21 protein-coding genes and 1 pseudogene are annotated in these 22407 nt (G+C 41.2%); 16 read left to right on the plus strand and 6 right to left on the minus strand.

What is annotated here, in order from left to right; translation table 11 throughout:
- Positions 1-18 precede the first annotated feature (18 nt).
- The 8 genes from CSD97_RS15795 to CSD97_RS15835 all read left to right on the plus strand — a co-directional run bounded on the left by CSD97_RS15795 (position 19) and on the right by CSD97_RS15835 (position 9662).
- The gene (locus CSD97_RS15795; protein WP_098032687.1) at positions 19-1365 is read left to right on the plus strand and encodes a sugar phosphate nucleotidyltransferase; all 1347 of its coding nucleotides are present in this window, start codon (positions 19-21) and stop codon (positions 1363-1365) included.
- Between the two features lie 324 nt (positions 1366-1689).
- Positions 1690-3963 carry a Helicase associated domain protein gene (locus CSD97_RS15805; RefSeq protein ID WP_005644214.1) on the plus strand — a complete coding sequence of 758 codons (2274 nt, stop codon included), beginning with the start codon at positions 1690-1692 and terminating at the stop codon, positions 3961-3963.
- Between the two features lie 225 nt (positions 3964-4188).
- Positions 4189-6501, plus strand: a complete 2313-nt coding sequence (locus CSD97_RS15810) for a hybrid sensor histidine kinase/response regulator (protein ID WP_036657605.1) — start codon at positions 4189-4191, stop codon at positions 6499-6501.
- On the plus strand, positions 6476-7786 hold the full coding sequence (locus tag CSD97_RS15815; RefSeq protein WP_005644210.1) for a sigma-54 dependent transcriptional regulator: 1311 nt from the start codon (positions 6476-6478) through the stop codon (positions 7784-7786). The genes CSD97_RS15810 and CSD97_RS15815 overlap by 26 nt, the downstream gene beginning before the upstream one ends.
- A gap of 306 nt (positions 7787-8092) precedes the next feature.
- Positions 8093-8509, plus strand: coding sequence for a hypothetical protein (locus tag CSD97_RS15820; RefSeq protein WP_119216720.1), 417 nt, complete (start codon positions 8093-8095; stop codon positions 8507-8509).
- Between the two features lie 215 nt (positions 8510-8724).
- Positions 8725-9042, plus strand: a complete 318-nt coding sequence (locus tag CSD97_RS15825) for a helix-turn-helix domain-containing protein (protein ID WP_005644205.1) — start codon at positions 8725-8727, stop codon at positions 9040-9042.
- Positions 9043-9057: 15 nt separating this feature from the next.
- The gene (locus tag CSD97_RS15830; RefSeq protein ID WP_005644203.1) at positions 9058-9354 is read left to right on the plus strand and encodes a helix-turn-helix domain-containing protein; all 297 of its coding nucleotides are present in this window, start codon (positions 9058-9060) and stop codon (positions 9352-9354) included.
- Positions 9351-9662 (plus strand): helix-turn-helix domain-containing protein, encoded by a 312-nt coding sequence (locus tag CSD97_RS15835; RefSeq protein WP_005644200.1) that lies wholly within the window; start codon positions 9351-9353, stop codon positions 9660-9662. The genes CSD97_RS15830 and CSD97_RS15835 overlap by 4 nt, the downstream gene beginning before the upstream one ends.
- Before the next feature lie 68 nt (positions 9663-9730).
- Here CSD97_RS15835 and CSD97_RS15840 read toward each other — a convergent pair whose 3' ends face one another.
- Both CSD97_RS15840 and CSD97_RS15845 read right to left on the minus strand, forming a co-directional pair.
- Positions 9731-11032 carry a site-specific integrase gene (locus tag CSD97_RS15840; RefSeq protein WP_098032688.1) on the minus strand — a complete coding sequence of 434 codons (1302 nt, stop codon included), beginning with the start codon at positions 11030-11032 and terminating at the stop codon, positions 9731-9733.
- Positions 11033-11054: 22 nt separating this feature from the next.
- Entirely contained in the window at positions 11055-12278 is a 1224-nt protein-coding gene (locus tag CSD97_RS15845; RefSeq protein WP_005644192.1) for a site-specific integrase, read from the minus strand.
- 445 nt (positions 12279-12723) lie between these two features.
- Here CSD97_RS15845 and CSD97_RS15850 point away from each other — a divergent pair, with 445 nt between their 5' ends.
- From CSD97_RS15850 to CSD97_RS15875, 7 genes are all read left to right on the plus strand, one after another.
- Entirely contained in the window at positions 12724-13971 is a 1248-nt protein-coding gene (locus tag CSD97_RS15850) for an ATP-binding protein (RefSeq protein ID WP_098032689.1), read from the plus strand.
- Between the two features lie 3 nt (positions 13972-13974).
- On the plus strand, positions 13975-14151 hold the full coding sequence (locus CSD97_RS18860; protein ID WP_159461937.1) for a hypothetical protein: 177 nt from the start codon (positions 13975-13977) through the stop codon (positions 14149-14151).
- A gap of 202 nt (positions 14152-14353) precedes the next feature.
- On the plus strand, positions 14354-14743 hold the full coding sequence (locus tag CSD97_RS15855) for a hypothetical protein (protein WP_098032690.1): 390 nt from the start codon (positions 14354-14356) through the stop codon (positions 14741-14743).
- Positions 14744-14835: 92 nt separating this feature from the next.
- The gene (locus CSD97_RS15860) at positions 14836-15369 is read left to right on the plus strand and encodes a hypothetical protein (protein ID WP_133303604.1); all 534 of its coding nucleotides are present in this window, start codon (positions 14836-14838) and stop codon (positions 15367-15369) included.
- A gap of 21 nt (positions 15370-15390) precedes the next feature.
- A complete protein-coding gene (locus CSD97_RS18865) occupies positions 15391-15558 on the plus strand; it encodes a hypothetical protein (protein ID WP_159461938.1) in 168 nt (55 codons plus the stop codon).
- Between the two features lie 689 nt (positions 15559-16247).
- On the plus strand, positions 16248-16574 hold the full coding sequence (locus CSD97_RS15870) for a hypothetical protein (protein ID WP_008664637.1): 327 nt from the start codon (positions 16248-16250) through the stop codon (positions 16572-16574).
- Between the two features lie 212 nt (positions 16575-16786).
- A complete protein-coding gene (locus CSD97_RS15875; protein ID WP_005837084.1) occupies positions 16787-17068 on the plus strand; it encodes a hypothetical protein in 282 nt (93 codons plus the stop codon).
- A 92-nt stretch (positions 17069-17160) separates the two neighbouring features.
- On the opposite strand, the gene CSD97_RS15880 is transcribed toward CSD97_RS15875, so the two are convergent.
- From CSD97_RS15880 to CSD97_RS15890, 3 genes are all read right to left on the minus strand, one after another.
- Entirely contained in the window at positions 17161-18552 is a 1392-nt protein-coding gene (locus CSD97_RS15880; protein WP_098032692.1) for an integrase, read from the minus strand.
- Positions 18553-19061: 509 nt separating this feature from the next.
- Entirely contained in the window at positions 19062-20024 is a 963-nt protein-coding gene (locus CSD97_RS15885; RefSeq protein ID WP_022402462.1) for an alpha/beta hydrolase, read from the minus strand.
- A 311-nt stretch (positions 20025-20335) separates the two neighbouring features.
- On the minus strand, positions 20336-20569 hold the full coding sequence (locus tag CSD97_RS15890) for a YecH family metal-binding protein (protein ID WP_022402461.1): 234 nt from the start codon (positions 20567-20569) through the stop codon (positions 20336-20338).
- Positions 20570-20957: 388 nt separating this feature from the next.
- Between CSD97_RS15890 and CSD97_RS15895 the strand changes: the two are divergent.
- A pseudogene (locus tag CSD97_RS15895) lies at positions 20958-22076 on the plus strand (site-specific integrase); the annotation flags it as partial.
- Positions 22077-22187: 111 nt separating this feature from the next.
- On the opposite strand, the gene CSD97_RS15900 reads toward CSD97_RS15895, so the two are convergent.
- Positions 22188-22407 (minus strand): ATP-binding protein (locus CSD97_RS15900; RefSeq protein ID WP_159461939.1); only part of this gene is annotated, 220 nt, incomplete at its 5' end.

Here is a 22407-nt window from a genome sequence, read left to right on the forward strand (position 1 = left end):
CGATTTAAAACATTATTTATGCAAATTCTTTTATTATCCGGAGGCTCTGGGAAACGCCTTTGGCCTCTGTCAAATAACAGCCGTTCCAAACAGTTTATAAAATTACTCAATTCTCCCGATGGTCAAAAAGAGTCGATGGTACAACGGGTTATTCGTCAATTGGGAGAATCCGATTTAAAAGGTCATGTAACCGTGGCTACCAGCTTGTCTCAGGCTGATGTTATTTACAATCAGCTGGGTGAATACATCGATGTAGTGGTGGAGCCGGAAAGACGTGATACATTTCCAGCCATTGCTTTGGCAGCTTCATATCTGAAATATGAGAAATCATGTGCCGATGAAGAAGTAGTTGTTGTTATGCCTTGTGACCCTTTTACGGAAGCTGGATATTTCAAAGTTATTGAGCAGATGGTGCATGCGGTGGATGACAATGTAGCCGAGCTGGTTCTTATGGGGATTACTCCAACCTATCCATCTGCTAAATATGGATATGTAGTGCCTGATGAATCGAAACTGAAAGGTGGAATCTTTTCGGTCAAACGGTTTACGGAAAAACCAAATGTAGCTACAGCGGAATATCTTATAAAAGAAAATGCATTTTGGAACGGTGGCGTATTTGCTTTTAAGTTGGGATATATGATGAATATTGTGGAGCAATATATCCGGACTGTTTCTTTTTCGGAAATCCGTAACAGATATAGTGAATTCCCCAAAATCAGTTTCGATTATGAGGTGGCAGAAAAGGCCAAATTGGTAGCAGTAGTTCCTTTCTCTGGCAAATGGAAAGATTTAGGGACTTGGAATACACTTACAGATGAGTTGGAAGACCATGTAATAGGTAATGTTATCACAGATGGAGAGGCGGAAAATACACATATCATTAATGAATTGGATCTTCCGATTATGTGTATAGGAACCAAAGATTTGGTGATTGCAGCATCGAATGACGGTATTTTAATTTCCGAAAAGAACAAGAGCGAGAACATAAAAAAATATGCAGACCGGCTACAGTGTTGTCCAATGTATGAGGAAAGACATTGGGGAGAATACAAGATTATTCATAATGTTCAATATTCAGATGGCTTTCAGTCGTTGACGAAGCAATTGATTATAAAGGCAGGAAAAAGTCTCACATATCAAGCTCATCATCTACGGAAAGAGGTATGGACGGTTGTTGACGGAGAGGGACTGTTGGCTATAGAAGGAAAAATTACCCCAGTTAAACGGGGAGATACTGTTTGTATCCTTCAAGATATGCGCCACGGTCTAAAAGCCATAAATGACTTGACCCTGATAGAAACGCAAACCGGAAGCGATCTTCTTGAAGATGATGTGGAATTGTTTGATTGGAATTGGCAAAAGTAGATACAAAGTTTGGCTAGAACTTTCAGATAATCAAATCCGATTAAATATTTTACACAAAATTCAGTATTATAAAAGGCAAGGGCTTTTGTGATTCTTCCATTGATTATGAAAATCGAGTTTATGGGAGAATCAAAATTTATATTGCATTCCAAAAATGCAAATGTTCAGTGGATAGTATCAAAATATTCCGGTGTTAATCCATTAAGAATTTATCTTATGCTATTTCGTATGGGAATGAAGAAAGAACAAGAAGTGTTGGAACAAACTGCGTCTTGTACATCACTTTTTGTTCTTTTGATATCTTGAAAACATTGATTGTATAACATGGTTTCTTCGTTATCGGTTTATTATCGAAAACTTGCTTATCACGTAATAGAATCGGACGGCTTCCTATGGGTCGGATTCAAGCCGGGAATGGTACATTTTATTGCTAAAGAGGTTTGGAATATTCGCCCCTTGACCCGAACGGATGTTGAGAGATATTATGAGGAGTTTACAGTATTAACCCAAGGTAAAGGGAGTCTTTATTTTCGGATTGTAGCTCATGGTGGATTTCTGAAAGAGGCGTTGGCTTATGAGTTGCATGGTTTGACTGTTTCTGACGACAACTACCTCAGAAGCCTTAATTCCGGCAGACATGTAGAACTTTACCCGCATAACGAGAAAGCTTATCGTGCTATTATAAAAGGCTTTGAACAGCATCGTATCGGTACCGTTGTGCAAGCGACCGGGACGGGAAAGTCATATCTGCTGGCTCGTTATATATCAGACCATGCCACAGAACGAATTTGCGTATTTGCTCCAAATGTCACAATCCTGGAGGAGATCAAAAAAGCGGTAGGCTTTACCTCTCCTTATATCTGCTATCGAACGTTTCAGTCATTGATATATTATCGAAAAAATGATAAACAACTCAAAGCAGATCATATTTTGATTGATGAGTTTCATCATTTCGGTGCAGAAATATGGGGGGCTGCTTTGCAGGAGGTAATTGAATCCAATCCGCAGGCCTATATATTAGGAACATCGGCGACTCCTATTCGCCCGGAGGGAATGATTGATACGGTGGATCTTTATTTCGAGGGAAATCTGTTTTATGAACTTACCTTACCTCAGGCTTGGTATTACCGTATTTTACCAGTCCCAATCCTGGTACAAAGTGCCTATGGATTAGACGGTGAACTGAATCGTTTACAAAAGCGATTGGATCGAAGCGGATGTTCAATTCGACGAAAAGAACAAGTCCAAAAGAAACTGGATGTGGCTCGCGTTGATTTTAAAGGGGCGTTAGGAGCTCCTGAGGTAATCCGAAAGTTCTTGCCCAAAGATGTATGTAAACTGCTGGTTTTTTGCCGTGATCTTACCGATCTGAAACAGATGGTTCCTGAGGTGTGTGGCTGGCTGACACAAGCCGGACGGGTAATCATACCATTTGAGATCCATCACACTCAAAGCGAACGGACTAATAATCAAATACTAAAGGTTTTCCAAAAAGAATCTGGAAAATTGCATGTATTGTTCTCTGTCAATATGCTGATAGAAGGACTGCATGTGGAGGGCATAGATGCCGTCATGTTTCTACGGCGGACAGAATCCTATATTGTTACCCTGCAACAGCTGGGCCGTTGCTTGGATGCCGGAAGCGGGAAACAGCCTGTCGTATTGGATTTTGTGAACAACCTATCGGGCAAATCTGTATATGACATGATGGCCTTGCACATGGAACGCCTTGCCTGTCAGCCTTCACCCAAGGGATTTGAAGGGGTGACCTCTTTTCTGACCACAGGTTTCCTATCAGACATACGGCTTCGTATTGAGGAGATATTGACAGAGTTGGAACCTTGGCAGATCATGTATGAGAGGCTTATTGAGTTCCGTAAGAAAGAAAATGACTGGCCTTCGGTTACAGAGGGGAAGCTGGGCTTGTGGTGCAATACGCAGCGCATGGCTTACAAACGGGGCAGACTCTCGGAGGAGCGTTACAAACTGCTGGAGTCTGTCGGCTTTGAATGGAACCTGCTGGATTCAAACTGGATGAAGGAATTCCAATCATTGAAAGTCTTCTTTGCGACTCAAGGTCGCTGGCCCAAACGGGAGGATGGTGCCTTGGCTACCTGGTGTTATACTCAACGGGAAAGACGTAAGAAAGGACGTTTGAGCAAAGAACGCATTCGTGTGTTGGATGAGATCGGATTTGTGTGGAGTCAGGACTTGAACGGTGAATGGATGAAAAATTATGAAGCGTTGAAAATCTTTCTCGACAAACAGCAGCGCTTTCCCAAATCAGCCGAAGGCTATTTGGGCGAGTGGTGCAGTACACAGCGGAAAATGCGCAAGCAAGGGAAACTTTCCCCTAATCGTCAAACACTATTAGATCGAATAGGATTTGTCTGGTCGGTGGAGCAGGTCTGGCGAAGCTACTTGGAACAGTTGCACCAGTTTCATGTCCAAAATGGACGGTGGCCTGGATGTCGTGAAGGGGCGTTGGGGCGTTGGTGTACGGTTCAAAGACGGAATTATCGAAGAGGAAGCTTGTCGGATCAAAAAATCGCCCAATTGGAACAAATAGGATTTATACCCTTGAAAGGAGACAAGTAATACAGAAGAAATGGAAATACTCTCATTTCATACGAAACAATAGAGTTTCCGCAGCCTTATTATCGCAGTTCAAAGTACACTATGATTTTAGAATACAATATACCCAATCGTTTTCGTACTAACAGACATATTACCGTTTATACAAGCCACCCTTAAATTTCGGATAGAAGGACTGGTTGCTTTCCACATACATATAGTGTCTAAATAAACAGCAAATATTGATAAATGAGTATTCAATATAAAATCATCTTTGGATATATGGTGTTGATTGTGGCTATAATCGGTATGATTATAATCATGGTACGTGAGCGGAATAGGGTTTTGGTGATTGAAACTGAGGCACAAACAATTCATCGGGTTCAACACAATGGAAATATAGTCCAGCATCACATCACGATTCTCTCAACTTATGGTGAAACAGCCCTTTCTTGGGAAGAGGAGGATTTTGCGAACTATCATTCTCTTCGTCTGCATATCGATTCCATGTTGCAGGCCATGCACAAGGGGTATGAGGAATTTGTCAGCCAAAGTCAAATAGACTCGCTGCGCTATCTATTATCCAGTAAAGAAGAGCATTTATACCAAATTATGCAACTTTTCCATAGTCAGAACAGTCAGGAAGGTATGCAATTCTCTCATTTACCAGCGGAAGCTCAACCGCGTACTGTTATTCGTAAAAAGAAAGGTTTTACAGGATTTTTAGGGGCAAAAGAAACTCTGGAGATAGTTCCTTCCGCATCTACAATTCTCAAGACATTGAACAAGGAATTGCTATCCATGCAGGAAGAACGGCAGGAAAGTATCAATGCTTATACCGATAGCCTCCGCAACCACAACAAGGAACTTAACCGAAAGCTTCGCCATCTGATAACCACGATGAACAACCAGACAGAACGTGTACTTGAAGCGAAGGAATGTCATCTTAGAGAATCTTACAACCGTTCCATATGTGTCATCTCCTGGCTGATTATCTCCGCCATTATTCTGCTTGTCATATCCTATCTGATTATTCAAAAAGATTTACGGGAAAAGGCAAGAACAAGGAAGCGTTTGGAAGATACGATACAACAAAACACTGCGCTGTTGGAAATGCGCAAGAATATTATCCTGACCATATCGCATGACATACGTGCCCCTTTGAATGTCATTGACGGCAGTGCCGATCTGGCAATGGATACACGTGAAAAGAAACGGAGGAATATCCATCTGAATAACATAAGGAGGGTGTGCAAGCATGTGGTACATCTGCTTAACAACCTGTTGGATGTGTACCGGTTAAACGAGGCGAAAGAAATACGGAACGATGTCCCATTCGACCTGCATGAATTATTGGAACGTACCGCTGCCGGTTTTTCTCATATAATCAATAATAAGGGTATCCTGTTCAATTGTGATTTTAAGGATACGGAAGTCAAGTTATATGGTGATGCAGACCGCATAGAACAGATTATAGACAATCTGCTTACCAATGCAGTTAAGTTCACGGAGACCGGCACAATCAATTTCAATGTGCACTATCTCAATGGACTGCTGGTCATGGAAATAGTGGATACCGGTGTTGGTATGAGTGAGGAGACACTTTCCCGTATCTTTCGTCCTTTTGAACGCCAGACCTCTGCAACCAATGCGGACGGATTCGGATTGGGGCTTCCGATCACGCAAGGACTTGTCAATCTTCTTGATGGGACAATAGAAGTAACAAGTTTGATTAATTGTGGAAGCACATTTCGTGTGACCCTTCCCATGCCGGAAACGGATGAACCGTTGGAAAGCGAAAAACATGTCCCGACGCATTCCACACACCTGCATCACAATGTACTTGTTATTGATGACGACAGTATGCTGCAAGCTGTCATTAAAGAAATGTTAGAGCGTAATGGCATGGCCTGTACAACTTGTACCACAGTCAAAGAGGTAGTAAAAGCCATGCGGGAAAAAGATTATGACCTGTTGCTTACAGATATCCTGATGCCTTACACCAACGGGGTTGAATTGTTGACTTTGTTACGTAACTCAAGTATTGGCAATTCAAAGACTATACCCATTGTCGCTATGACTGCACGTGGAGAGAAGGAGAAAGATGCTTTTTTGAATGCCGGATTTACAGCCTGTATTTATAAGCCGTTCTCATCTACAGAGTTGATCGGTCTGTTGTCAACTATAGAAAGAGGTTGCCCTGACAAAAAGCATGATGTAGATTTCAGCATGATGTTGTGTGAGGTGAGCGATAAGATAAAATTATTATGTTCCTTTATTGACCAGTCGAAAAAAGATGTTGAAGAACTCAATTCGGCCATAGAAAATTGTGATAGGAAGAAATTGCGTGAAACGGTTCACCGTATGCTGCCGATGTGGGAATTATTACATAATGAAGAAATGTTGTTTGCTTATCGTTCCCTTTTAAAAGATGAAAGGGCCAGTGACACTGCTTTAAAAGAATATACTCAACGGATAATAAATCATACCGATATGTTGATGGCAGCAGCAAAAAATGAAATAAAAAGACAGACAAATGAAACGGAAAATACTGATAGTTGAAGACAATATCAGCCTGTCTCAGATGCAGAAGGACTGGTTTGCACAAGCTGGTTATGATGTCGTGACAGCTATGAACGAACCGATAGCCCGTTCACTGATACGCAAAATACAATTTGATCTGATTCTATCGGACGTACGTCTACCCGAAGGGGACGGAATATCTCTACTGGAATGGCTGCGCAAGGAAAGAAAGGATATTCCTTTCATCATCACGACCGAGTATGTGTCGGTTCCCGATGTGGTACGCACTATTAAGTTGGGAGCGATAGACTACCTTCCCAAGCCGGTACGCAAGGAACATCTGCTGGAACTGGCAGAAGATGTGTTCCGCCCCATGGTTACGGTGCGGAAACAGGAAAAGGTACTGTTTCACCGTACAAGTCCGAAGATCCTGCAAGTGGAGAAACTTGCCAGACTGGTAGCTCCATCGGAAATGTCAGTGATGGTACTTGGTGCCAACGGTACAGGGAAGGAGTCGGTGGCACAGAGCATCCATCTGAGCAGCGAACGCCGGGAGATGCCTTTCGTGGCGGTGAACTGCGGGGCACTGCCACGTGAACTGGCCGCCTCGTTGTTCTTCGGTCACGAGAAAGGGGCATTTACCGGTGCCGACACCGCCAAGACCGGATATTTCGACATGGCGAAAGGTGGAACACTGTTTCTGGACGAGATAGGTACAATGTCCTATGAGATTCAGTCCATGCTGCTGCGCGTGTTACAGGAAAATACCTATACTCCGATAGGCAGTGACAAGGAACGGGTAGCGGACGTGCGTATCGTTACCGCCACAAATGAGAATTTGCAACTGGCCATCAAGGAAGGGCGGTTCAGGGAAGACCTTTACCATCGCCTTTGCGAATTCGAGATACGTCAACCTTCATTGGCGGAATGTCCGGAAGACATCATCCCTTTGGCTGAGTTTTTCCGTGAACGCCATTCGAAAGAACTGAAAAGGGAAACACAAGGCTTTACAGAAGATGCCAAGCGCAGGATGCTTACCTATTCATGGCCGGGCAATGTCCGGGACTTACAGAACCGGATCAAACGTGCTGTATTGATTGCGGAGACTCCGATGCTGGATATGGAAGGATTGGATATTGAGATCCGCCAAAGTGGAGATACGCACTCCCCGGCAATTCAGCCGTTGAAGGATGAGTCATTGGAGAAAATGAATATTATCAATGCCCTTAAAGCTTGCAACGGACACCGGGAACAGGCTGCCGCACTGCTGAACATCAACCCCGCAACACTGTACCGGAAGATGAAGAAATACGGGGTGAAATAAAAATGAGCCTGCCGTTAGTACAAATCTCACTGAATATGTGTACATTTGCAAACAAATAGAGAAAAATCGACATATTGTCTCTAAGACAGTTGCCGACTGTATATGACATAAGACCGCAAGGTGTTTCTAATGGGAATCTGGAAAATTAACATTGAAAGGAACTATTGCGTGATTGCTTATGCTATGCCTACGCATAGCGTGCATTCACCTATTCCTTTCAAAGGCATTCCAGAGCCTCCATTAGAAGTAGCGTGTTTGCACGCTTCTTTTTTTGACGGCTTACGGTCCGGTATCAAAACAGAATTTATGCCAAAAGTCCAAGCTGTAACGGCGATGACACTGGACGGCTTCCTGCCGGAAACCGACAACGTGCTGATGCGATGGGTAATGAACCACAGGAAAGGTTTTGCCCGTTGGCGGGAGCGTTGTGATGCCCGGATTTTACCCCATTACATACTAGACCTTCTTTGTGAAAAAGACACTAAAGGCGATTCCTTTATCTACCTGGCAGAAGTTTCTGATGCAGAAACATTGGATCTCCTGCGTGGCCTCTTCCATTACAATCTTGTGGAAGAACTTATTATCTACCTTTTTCCTTATTCCGCCGGCAAAGGGAATTCCATACAGGCCATCTTTCCCGTCCGGCAATGGCAGTTACACAAGACCGTTGTCCTGCCTGGTGGCATCTGCCGTCTGATTTATCGTAATCCTTGCAGGATGTAACTTGCAGATTGCGAGAAACCTTGCATCCTGCAAGGTTAATTTCCCATCAAATATTTCTCCTTTATTTTTTATTGTACTGTATTTCAACGGAATAGATATGTCATTTCGTGAAATACAGAGCCATTGGCACGCCGTTAGCCCTATATCATAATATAACCTGTTGCGCGACAAGGTGTAACCAGTCAATTATTTACACTTTAAAGACAGACCGTATTATGATACAGACAGACCGTGAGACCTTCCAGATGATGCTTCATCAGATTATGGAAAGGTTCGACAGGATTGAAGACAGGCTGAGCCGTATGAACCGCCAGACCTCCGCGCTTGACGGAGACAAGCTGCTGGACAACCAGGATATGTGCGAGCTGCTCGGCATTACCAAACGCACTCTCGCGCGGTACCGCCAGAAGAAACTCGTGACCTATTACATGATAGACGGGCGTACCTATTACAAGTCCTCCGAGGTCGAGGCGTTCCTCAACCAGAAGGGCAGGCGTTTGCCGGCGAGACTGAAAAACCAGATGGAAAATTAATATAAATGAAAGAATATGGAACTTGTATGTATTGACAAACAGACTTTTGAAGAACTGCGTGTCCGTTTTTGCGAATTTGAAGACCGAGTGACACGCCTGTGCCGTCCGGTCGAGGATCTCGGCCTGAAAAACTGGCTGGACAACCAGGAGGTGTGCGACATACTCCGCATCAACAAAAAGACCCTTCAGGCGTATCGTGCCAAAGGTCTCCTTCCTTTCAGTCGCATCAAGAACAAGCTTTTCTACAAACCGGAAGATATACGGAGATTATTGGAATTGAGTTACCACCCTTTAATAAAGAGCAAATTATGAGCTATCATTTTATAGACAAGAAAGACCCACGCATTGACGTGATGTTCCAGGGACTGGAGAAAATGGAGAGGATGCTTTCAGTAATGGAGGATGTACCGAGATCACTCTTCAACGGTGAACGTTTCCTTACGGACGAGGAACTTTCCAAAGTCCTGCGGGTAAGCAGGCGTACATTGCAGGAATACCGTACATTCGGTGTAATCCCTTACTATCTGGTACAGGGGAAGGCACTCTATAAAGAGTCCGATATCATGAAAATACTGGACGATGCCTACAAACGGTGCCGGGAGGAACAGCGCTGGGTATAGTACTGCTTCTTTAATCAAGCACGGAGAAACTGCCTGCTGTCAGCAGGGCAGTTTCTCCGTTTTCCATTTCATACAGCCGGTGATTTTATTTTCCGCTTTTTCCTGACGGTGAAATCCTCCTCGCAAAGGTCTATCCTGTTTCCGAAATCTGTGGACCTCAACCGTTTCATGTCCTCGTCCACTTTCGTGTCCGTAACCTGCGCGTAAATCTGCGTGGTGGAAATAGAGGTATGTCCCATCATCCGGCTTACCGTCTCTATCGGAACGCCGAGCGAAAGGGTGATGTGGGTACCGAAATTATGCCGGGCCATATGAAAGGTCAAATCAAAACCATATACCTGCCCCAATTCCCTAGTCAACAGGATAAAATACCCGCGGGCATAAATATTGAACACCTTGTCTCCGCTTCTTTGGTCGCGGTATTTCTCTATGATTTGAAGAGGAATATCCAGCAGACGGACAGAAGAGAGCGTATCGGTCTTTTTCCGGTGGATATGAATCCACCATGTGCCGTCGCCGGCCTGCGTGATGTCCTTGTCCGAAAGCCGTTTCAGATCCGCATACGCCAGTCCGGTAAAGGTTGAAAAGATGAACATATCCCGCACGAATTGCAGTTGCGGTTTCTCCACCGGAGTGGTCATGAGTGTTTTAAGGTCTTCCAGTTTCATGTGGCGGCTCTTCCTTTTGGGCAGTTCGGGATGCAGGCGGCAATAAGGGTCGCGTCGCAACGTGCCCTGGCTCACAGCCCGCATCGTGAGCTTTTTCAAACGGTACAGGTGTTCATGCACGCTTTTGGGTTTCAGGTTGCGGTCAGTCCGCAGGAATACCTCGAATTCGTCATAAAACACCCGGTCAAGGCTTCGCAGCGTCACATCTTCCACGCCTTTCTTTTCCCGGACAAAAGCGGAAAGATGCTTGTAGGAACGCTGATAGGAGTCGTATGTTTCCTGTATGCGGTCTATCCCGACCCGTTTCTTGAACTCCTCGTTATGCTCCCTGAAGAGAGCCAGCAGGGTAAGCGGTTTCTGTCCGATACCCTTGACTGCGTTTTTGACCAGTTCAGCCGTGATGAACCCCAGGCTGTTTCTTATCCGCTCATAATGTCCGGCAATCTCACGTGTCAGGTCATCTATGGCACGGTTCACGGTAACAGCATTCTCGCTCCTTCCGTCGGCACGGCCTTTCTCCGGATTCCAGATGCCCGGATTGACAGAGACTTTGGTTCCTATCTGTGCCCATTCGGCATCAATGCTCACCTTGCACAATAGCTGGCACATTCCGTTCTTTCGCACTTTCGTGCGGTTAATATAAAACAGCACGGCAAAAGTGCTGCGTCGTTTGACATTCTGTTTTTCAGTATTCTTTTCCATATTCTTTCCATTTAAAAGGTTATTAAATGACGACAGAAAAACGCTCCGAGATTTTTCGGTTCAATGCCTTGGTGTCGGTGTCTATCTTCTCATCGGTCACTTTCGCGTAGATTTGTGTGGTCTCTATCTGACTATGGCCGAGCATCCTGCTGACCGTTTCAAGGGGGACCCCATGAGAGAGTGTAATTTCCGTTGCGTATGTATGCCGTCCTGCATGGAAGACCAACGGACGGTCAATGTGGCAGATTCGGGCAATCTCTTTCAAGTAGAGGTTCAGCGTGGAATTGCAATACATCGGCAGCAGCTTGTCACCGGGAGCTGTACCGCTATATTTCTTCAGAATCTGCAACGGTAAATCCAAAAGAGGAATCTCAAATTCTATCTTGGTTTTCTGCCTGGCACTCTTGATCCACCATATTCCATCTTCCGCAAGGCATAGGTTGTCCTTTGTCAGTAGGCGCATATCTCCGTATGGAATGCCGGTAAAACAGGAAAAAAGGAACATGTCACGGACATGATAGAGGGTCTGCCTGTGAAGCGGGGTGGTCATAATCCTGTGCAACTCTTCTGCCGTGAGATATTTCTGCACGTGCTTCGGGCGCACCGGCTCGTAGCCCATGAACGGGCTGGCGGTAATAACACCGTCAGCAATGGCCTCTCCGACAATGGTTTTCAGTTGGACGGTCAGGTTGATGATTGTTCCGGGAGCGAGGTTCCGTTCCGTCCGGAGATACAAATCATACTTGTCAATGAAAGAACGGTCCAACGCAGAAAACGGAATATCGGAGAGCTTGTATTGCGCCTGCAAGAATCTTTCGATATGGCTATAGGCATTGCTATAGGCTCTCAGGCTTCCTACCGTACGGTTTATCCCCACACGCTTTTCAAAGTTGCGGATGAACCGCCTGAAATATCCCAGAAGCGTTTCCTGCCCGCTTGCCATTCCAAGCAGTATGCCTTTCACCTCTTCGGCCGTCACACCGTCACGGACAGCCGACTGTTCCATATAGATATTCAATGCCATCGCACGTATCTCATCCAGCCGGTTGTTGATTTCCTTTGCCGCCACGCTTTTTCCAGAAGCGCGTCCCGAAGACCAGCGGGATTGCGGGACTTTTATCTTTACACTGAATGCCGCTTCGGAATATTTTCCGACATTCAACTTTGCCATTACGGGGCAATTCCCGTCGGCATCCGCCTCGCTCTTTTTCAGGTAGAACGACACCTTTACATTTGCCTGATTCATAACCAATTCCTTTGTTTGCAAAATTATTATATGCAGAGCAAATGAACGGCATGAAAAATATAGCGGAACGTAGAATAAGACCCCTCGGCCTGCAAACAAAGCCTGTATTTTTTTTCTGATACGGAAAAATATGACTAAGTTTGCGTCAGCAGACATGGAAAAAACAGCGTTCTTTGCGGTGGTAAACGGGGTAATCAATGAAAGACGAAAGCTTGTTTTTCAAGCCTCTTTTTTATCCCGAAAAGGCAACGGATAAGTAGTGATTTGTCCTCCTAACTCCACCTAAAACTTGCTAAAAGCCCCCTGCGGAAGAATGTGGTACAAAACGATATATCCCTTTTGCTATCAAACACTTTACATTATTTTCTCCAAAGTTATCCGTATGTGAGCGAGTTTCACTATCTTTGCCAATAGGTATTCAAAAATAACTCTGTTTAGATTAAAAATGTGTGATTCAGAAGAAACTTTTTATGAAGATGAACGAAGGTTAAAGAATAGTGGAGTACGTAATGTATTTACCCCACATACTCCTATTAATCAAGAAAACCTATTTAGAGGTAGGATTAATGAAGTGCAACAAATATTGTCCACATTAAATACACCAGGTCAACATGTTTTATTATTTGGAGAAAGAGGTGTTGGGAAAAGTTCACTTGCTAATATTGCGTCTAATAAGCTCATAAAAATTGCAGGAAAAGAACTTGTTGTTAAACGTTGTTCTAAATCAGATTCGTTTTCTACTATATTTGAAGATGTTTTACTTAAATGTGGAGTTGATATTTCTATTTCAACAAAGAATAATACAAGTAGTGTTACATTCAATGGGTTTGGATATACGGAATGTACGGAGCGTATTGGACTTGCAGACAAGATACAATCTCCTTCGTGGGTATGTAATAAAATTAAAGATTTTAATATTCTTCTGCTCATTGATGAGTTTGATTCTATAAAAGATAGTGATGATAAACATAAAATAGCAGAATTAATTAAGTTATTAAGTGATTCTAATTCTTCTTTTAAGGTTTTTGTAGTAGGTATAGCAGAATCTGCAGAAGAATTAACAGCAGGACATCCTTCTGTACAGAGATGCCTAAAAGAAATCAAACTATCAAAAATGTCACAGAGAGAATTGGTTGATATTATAAATACAGGAGCAGCTAAATTGAACCTAACTTTTACACGAGATGCTAAATTTCGTATTTGTAGATTAAGTTCTGGATATCCTCATTTTACTCATTTAATAGCCTTGAAAGCATCTGAAGTAGCTATTGTGAATGAAATTGCCGCAATAGATATAGAGATAGTAAATGATGCTATTGAGAAGTCTATAAGTGATTGTGAGAATTCTTTGCGTCAATCGTATGATGAAACAGTAAAATCATCTTCAACAATGGTTGTTTATCGGAAAGTTTTATATGCTACAGCTTTATGTTATGATGAATTTATAAGGAGTAAAGACATAAGATTTGTGTATAACTTGATTTTTGAAGAGGTAATCACTCAGCAACGATTGAACCAATATTTGAGTAAACTTGTTTCTAACTCAAATGATAAAATTTTGAGGAGGTTAACAAAAGGTGTATATAGGTTTACTGATCCAAGAATGAGCGCGTATATTCGCTTAGTTCAGTCTGATATGTATTCTGATAAAGAAGATGCTATTTATTCAAAAAAAAAGAATGAGTTTGTTTAAAATATGATGGCTATGATACAGTGTAAAATAATATCTGGTACTTCTTTTATAGAAGTTGAAAAAATGGTTAATCGTTTTTTGCTATTAAATAGAATTGAAAAAATCATTCAAGTTGTTGATATGAGTGATGATCAATATATTGCTATGGCGATATACTATGAATGTCCTAAGCAACGATAAAATGTGTAGATATGTAAGAGATTCTTTGTAAAATTGGAAATTGTTCAATAAGTTGTTTTTTCTTTTATTTTCTGATTTTAGTAATAATTCATACCTATTGTGTATGACATATCCCGACTACTGCCGGGATTTTTTTCAAAAGTTTTGTTTGCTACTTTTTCTTTGATTTGTATTTTTTGTACTGGCTTTAATCATTAATATTATGATTCGGAAAATTGTTAGAGATACAGAGGGAAATATAATAACTGAACGCCCCATTGGTGAGATAGAGATAATACGTCCTCCTTTTCGGTGTATTATCAAACGTAATGGACAAGAAGATGCTAAAAAAGGAAATCGTGTAGTTGTAAGATGTTCGGTTCTAATTTTACCTAATTCAAAGATTCACAAATTCAAATTGGACTTATGGGGATGCAAGGCTATTTATTGGCATAATAGAGTTCATATTATAAGCAATTTTATTACCACGACTTTTTGTGATATAACTTGGGGAGGAGCTTTTGGCCTGGCAGAAAAGTTTTTTAATGATGAGTGTGACAAATATGAGCATCTTCTATTTGAAAGGGAACAAGCTCTTAAAAATGCAGAATAAATAGAAGTTTCTGAAAATATTTTCTATTTATTTTTGTAAGACAGCAAGTTGAAAAATGACAATTTAGGATAAGAATATATGATTTAATGATTATGTCTGAAATAGAAATACCCTTCTTTCGTGTGGAAAAATTGTACAAAAACTGTCAGGTAAAATGTGTTAGATTTTACAAAACAGAATATTATGAAAAAAGTTTATATACCATGCGTAAAGAGGTTCTTGTTGAAAATAAGGTAATCTCATTAGTTTATAAAATTAGAAAGCCTAATGATATTATAGGAATAGCATATGCCTACAAGAATGGTGATATGCAAAGAATGAATGTTTGTAAATGTACTGCGGAATTTGAAAATGAATTTTTTATACGAGACTCAAAAAAGGTCAGTCCATCTGAAGATAACACAGAAATGTTTATTAAAAGTAATAGCTATCCCATTTGGGCAGAAGTATATTATGATGGTAAAGAGTATAATTATGTGTATGGGAATTCTCCATCTGAACAAGTTGAATACTTATTTAAAAAGAATCTTTTAATAAAAGCTGTTAATGGTAGATTACCCGATGAAATTCCATCTATAGAATCATACGATACAAAAGAATTACTCTTAAACGAATTGCTTAAATAACTATTATATATTACATCAGCCATGCCACAAGAAAGTAAATATGCTTACGACGAGGAATCCGTCAAGGCAATAATCGAATGGGCACAAACAACCCAGTTACCCAAGGAGGTGATGCTAAGTGAGGCGGAACACATCATCGATACGTCCATGTATGTTAATGCGAATATCTGCGATATTAAGCAGCATTAATTCATATCTATTGTGGGTGACATATTCCGGCTTTCGTCGGGATTTTTTTCATTTGGGCCCTTTCTTTTATAAAAATTCCCTCAAATCACGTAGGGAATTTCAGAAAAGCAGTTGTCTTTATAGTAGAATCCGGTATATAGTGTTAGTATAGTCCTTCTTTCAGCCATTGCAGTTTCTTTATACTGGATTTACAGAATGTTCCAACATTGTGTGCTCTAATTGATTGTATATATTGAAAGGAACATGCTGGACCTCAGCTTTTATGCGGCTGAGGTTTTGTCGGAGACAAGAGTGCGTTGTTGAACGTGCGATGGAAATATGTGTTTAACCAAATTATTAGTTATGAAAAAAGAGTTTTGTATGGTAATTGCATTTGCTATGGCTTTAGCCGGGTTATTTATGCTTATGTTTATGTCATTTGATTAGTGAATGTCTGTTTGTTGACTGTTTTATAGAAGGGGCAGCTTATTCAGCTGCCTTGTTCCATTTCCCAGGAATTAAGTAATCCATATTGTGTAATTATTCCCCATGTGTGGTACTCAGTTCCACATATTTCCACACATAATTATTCCTTCTTGTTTTTATAATATGCTGATGTATAATGTATTATGTACTGATGTACATCATGGCATATCGTTTGTCCTATAGTTAATACAAAAACTATATTTATTTACTTAAAACTTACGATTATGAAAAAAGTATTGGTAGCATTAGCAATGGTTATGGGATTAGGCAGTTCAGTAGCATTTGCTTACGTGGTTTCTGGAACACAGTCTGTAGAGCAAACTCAGCAAAATCCTCAGGATGAGTTCACAAAAGTGGAAGTAAAAGACTTGCCTCAGGCAGTTATGAATGTCTTGGCTAAGGACTATGAGGGGGCTGTAATAAAGGAGGCTTTCATTTCCGAGAAAGAAACCGGTAAGATTTATAAGGTTGTGTTGACCATCACCAAGGAAAATCAATCCACTGAAGAAGTGACGGTACTTCTGAATGAAAAAGGAGAAACTGTAGAATGAATGGAAACTCTGTAGTGGTTCGGATTCATCTACAGAGATGATTCGAGATGCTTTTATGTCTATCTCGTTAATGCGAAAGGGGCGGCTGAATAGTCGCTCTTTTTGTTTATATTGTAATAATAGTTCGTTTCTTTTTCGTCAGAAATTCCTATTATAGAGGGTTGTTTTATACAAAATAATGTTTATATTTGTATTCTAATCCCTATTGTATTATGAATGACAAACAACAACTTCTAATTGATTGTATTTCCCTTCTTCCCGTTATAGGCATTCTGGTTTTGATAACTGTTGCCAATGACCAGCTTGTTACTATGGTTGCTGCCTATGTGCTTTGCGGAGAACTCTTATGTGTATTGGTTAGCAGGATATTAAATTTGTACTATATTGATGTGGCTTTTGTTTGGTTGGGTGGGATTATGCTTTGGCTGTGGTATTGGCTCTGGTTGGAGTCAAGCCATGTAGTGATGGAGATTGTGGAAAGGACAGTTGAATGAATCGCTTCTTTTTCAGTAAAAAATCCCCGTAGCTGCTCAACTACGGGGATGGTGTCAAATAACAGAGTATCAATATGAGATACTAAGTGAGCCTATTCCATTACAGATAAATCATCGTCAACTTCATACTGATTACAGCCAAAAGCCGCACACATTAAAATAAAACGTTCTTTTATACCTAATCCGGTATATCTGTCTACGGCTCCACTGCCTTTTGCATGAAGTCCTGCTGCGTATTTATCTATCTGAACTTTATTCATTAAATCTACATGAGTTTTACGGGCAAGTTTACTGCTTGCAATCTCATATATGGATTTGTACTCATTTGTTTCCAATGCCGCACTAAACATTGCCACTTTCCGGCTAATCTCACAGTATTCAAGTAGTTTTTTTATTTGATAATTGTACCCGGTTTCACCATTGCCATCAGGATAATAGGGTAACAAAGCATTGCTTGGTAGCCTACCTTTATACTTCATAATAATATCATAAGCAATACGAATGATGGGAGTTTTTATCTCAGTGCGTATAAGTCCATCCTTGTGTGTTTTCTGAGGTAAATAATGAATGTAAGGTATTCCTTCTTCAATGCTGATATTATCAAAAGTGAATCGTCTGAAATCACCTATACGGCAACCGAAACAACATTGAACAACGAATACATCTTTTACTCGCTGCAATGTTTCGGGACATTCTTTGTGGACAACTTCATTGAATTCTGTTTTGGTGAGAAAGAAAGGCTCGTCATATTGTTGCTTCATAATGGACTCTTTTTCTTTTCCTATCTTGCGGAAAGGAGATACGGGAATAACATCATTACTTTCAAGCTCCACCATAAATGCTTGTAATAATAATAGTTTCTCTGCAATTGTATTCTGGCTTCTTTCCTTTGATGGTATATTCCGCTTATTCATTTCTGCGTACAGTTCTGGAAATTTTTCAACCAGAGTGTATTCTTTGCGTAGAAAATCACGAAAATTTAGAATATGTTCCTTATTGAATTCATTGACCGGCAACCCGTCAATGCCATTGATAATGAGGAATCGAGTCAGTTCCCTTATCACTACATCGTAATGTTTCTTTCTGCCGGGACCTATTACACCTGCATTTAGCCATCCGTCAACATAGCGTTGGAACATACTACACATGGATTCCTCTTCACTGCTGATGTTATATTTTTCAGGATGTAAGTGCTGGTCTATTAAGATTTCCAGTTTTTCACTGGTTAATTCTTTGTTGCTCCCATAAATGGATAAAATTAGATTCTTCCGTTCTTCAATAGATGTGTTAAATGATGTTCTTATGTCTAACTTTATAATACTTTTAGCCTTATATTTTTCAGTCTTGGCATCCCAAAGAGTAGGAGAGACCATAATATCTGATTTGTGGAATAACTGTACATTGCGTCCATCAGATAATCGAAATCTGACATTTACTTCTTTATCTTTCTTCCCAGTTCTTATAAATGCTTTTACTGTAGTCATATATTCTCTGTTATATCGGTTGTGCAAATATACATAAATTGCACAACTCAGTTCAAATATTGCACAACATAATGCAATGGCATGCAATATAATATTTTTATATTACTCTGATTTTTAATATAATGTTATATGTATTGGTTTTATAGTATTTTACATTCCGAATCGCAACGGAATCACAAGGAAAAAACCGCAAATGGCTAATAAAAAGCTTTTGCGGTTTTCTTGTTTTAGAATTAGAAAATGTCCGCATTTTGTCAGCATAGGTTGTAATGGGAAACAAATTGGAGTATTTGGTTTACATTGCAGGCAAGATTTATTTGCGATACCTGGAGAAAAAATTATCAATCCAACGGACTAGATATACTATAATAACTCCGGCTATGACCATACTGATAATACGTACCAACATAATTTATAGAATTAAAGATTTGTTTTTATGGAATAATAATGTGCAAAGATAATTGATTGGTGGAGAAACAAAAACTCTGGAAAGGATATAAAGATAGGAATTAACGCATATTTTCACGGATATAATCTTCTATTGTAAAATCACTCTTATATCTAGATATTTCCGGATTCTTCTCTACAGTCGTAATGCAACGTTTTTCTTTACCAAGTACCAACCGGTTTAGGAAGCTCAGGATGTCATGACGATTATCCTTCATAGGAGAATAGGATAGGGAATGTCCTATACCTTCCGCTATATAGAAATAGTATGCTGTCTCTTTTTCTTTCAGTTGCATACAGATAAAGTTTGAGCCCCATAGCCCCATTTCCTCTTCTACTACTGCCTTAGTAAAAGGAACCGTGCTGTCGGCATCACCATGGAACAACATAAGAGGACAAGGGGACATTATCCATTTTGGAATACCATTGGCACAGATTGCTCCAGAAAAGGAAATGACCCCTGCATAATTGAAATTGGCAGGTAATCTGTCCGCAAAAGCCGTTTGATTGCAAATCTCATACTCTGCTTGAAGGGCAGTTATCGCACCTGCACTTGAACCGCAAGCTATAATTTGTGCAGGATTTATTTGCCATTCTACACTATGCTCAATTATATAATTTGTAGCATCACCAAAATCTTCTACAGCACAAGTGATTGCTTGTTGCAGGGCAGAAGAGAATCCTTGCAAGTCCGAATACTCCGATTTATCTATATCCTTTAATTGGGTACGGTAATCTGTTGATACTACCACATAGCCGGCTCGTGCCAAAAAATGAAAATAAGAAATGTAATCGGGATTATCTCTTCTCCCGCCTTTGAAACCTCCCCCAAATGCAAAAAGAATGACGGGCTTTGATTGTGTCCCTTGTATTTGATCAATCATTACATACTTGTCCAGTTTCAGAGTATCAGCCTTTTTGATGGCAAAAGTATATGTTTGCTTGTCAATATGCTGTGCATGCACAACAGTAGCTATACTCAATAATGAGCATGCCATCAAGATAAAAATAAAGCGTTTTCCCATATTCAGTTTATTCTATTAATGCTGCGTGGATTATCTGACCTACAAAGATAGAATAAAACTATAACTAAAAAGAGGAAAGATGACATTTAGACATAAAAAAAGGCTATCTATCCCAGACAGCCAATCTTTTTTATTAACCTTAAATCTAATACTATGAAAAACACAGTACAAAGATACGTACTTGCAGGAGATATCCAAATTTTAGCGGGTAATCAGCGGATATTATAACATGGTTTAGTAGAATATTATTTCCGTTAACTATTAACATAAATAATATTCAATTTAACAGAAGAAGGAATTAATATTCCTCATCAGTGATTGCAAACTTTAGTCATGTCCACTGTAAATCCACCATTGGCGGGTATAAATTTTCCTTTTCTTTTAAGAAATTCTATCAGGGTATCTACATCCATATTGTCGGCAGAGCAGGTGAAAAAACGCTGCTGCTCGCCGAATTTTTGGATAATGGCTTCTCTCAATGATAACTCAGTATAACTATTACCTTCCATCATGTGAAGGACTTCATGTGCATGTAATTGTTCCATAATCTTTTTTTTGTACAAAGATAAGAATAAAAAATGAGAGATTGAGCAGATGAGCGCAGGAAGGTTGTAAATAAGGGGTTTAGAGGAAAACGGACTGCAAGGATGAAGCCAAGTGAAACCGCCAAAAAGCCAAATGAAACCGGAGTTACGTTACTATCCCGTTACTCTTTTCAAAACGGCAACAGAGATTTTGAGAGGCTTCCAACACGCTGAATTACAAGCCCGATTCGGAGGATTGCGACTGCAAATGTAGCAGGAATTTCGGTTTTCGAGCTGCACCCCACGAAAAAAGTCGATTTTCGGGTGCGATTGCGCTGATTCGCTGCATTTTGCGTATCGACAAACGGCTCTACAAGAAATAATTTTGAACCCTAAAAATTGTAGAGTTATGAGATCGACTTTCAAAGTTTTATTCTATCTGAAACGCAATGCCCCGAAGAAGAACGGGCTTGTTCCGGTAATGTGCCGCATCACGGTAAACGGCAAAATCGCACAGTTCAGTTGCAAGCTGGACGTGGAGGAAAAAACGTGGAACGTGGAGTTAGGCCGCGTGTCCGGACGCAGCATCGTGGCGCAGGAGGCGAACCGTATGCTGGATAAAATCCGCGTGGGTATCAACCAAGCCTATCAGAAGATTGCCGACCGGGACAACTATGTAACCGCCGAGAAAGTGCGCAACGCCTATCTGGGTTTGGGTATGAACTACGAAACGCTGCTGGCGGTTTTCCGGCAGCATAACGAAGACTACGAAAAGCAGGTAGGCAAGCTCAAAAGCCTGCGCAGCTATTGGAAATACTGCACCGTGTATAACCACCTCGCGGAGTTTATCGAAAAGCGGTACAAGGTCAGCGACATAGCCCTACGTGAGCTTGCTCCGGCGTTCATCACCGACTTCGAGCTGTTCCTCAAAACGGAGAAGAACCATTGCAACAACACGGTCTGGTCGTATATGATGCCGTTCCGGAAAATCATCTATATGGCCGTCAATAACGGACTGTTGCAGCGCGATCCGTTCTTTGCGTACAGTATCACCAAAGAGGAAACGAAGCGGGGCTTTCTGACCAAAGAGGAGATTAAGCTCCTTATCAACGGTACGTTCAAAAAGAAAAGTTACGAGGTGATCCGCGACCTGTTCATCTTCTGCACCTTTACGGGGTTGAGCTGGACGGATATGGCGAACCTTACGAAAGCGAACCTGCAAACCTCGTTCGACGGCCATCTGTGGATTATCACCAACCGCCAAAAGACAGGTACGGAATCGAACATTCGCTTGCTGGATGTGGCCAAACACATTATCGAGAAATACGACGGCATGGCCGAGGGCGACAAGCTGCTACCCGTTCCATGTTATGCCAACTGCAAGAACAGCATTAAGGTAATTGCGAGAAAGTGCGGTATCGAGAAAAACGTCACGTGGCACATGAGCCGCCACACCTACGCGACGACCGTATGCCTGTCGAACGACGTGCCGATTGAAACACTCTCGAAAATGCTCGGACACCGCAGCTGGAAAATCCAGTGTAAGCTGCCCCCTAAAACCAAGCGATTCTGCCCCCTTAAAACATTCAACAATGCCCCCTTAAAAAGTCTTGACCGATGGGGTTATTATTATTTTAGTTTATTTCCCTCTGTATGCAGCCATTTTACGGACACTTTCTCCTGTCAGCTCAATCCGGTGCGCCGTATGTATAATACGATCCATAATGGCATCTGCTACTGTAGGGTCTCCGATTGCATCATACCAATTGTCCGTTGGCAGTTGCGAGGTGATGATGATGGACTTGCGCCCATGTCGGTCCTCTATTATATCGAGCAGGATGGGTCGTTCCTTGGCATCA

The sequence above is a fragment of the Bacteroides sp. AR29 genome (genome assembly GCF_900217715.1).
Lineage (GTDB): Bacteria > Bacteroidota > Bacteroidia > Bacteroidales > Bacteroidaceae > Bacteroides > Bacteroides uniformis.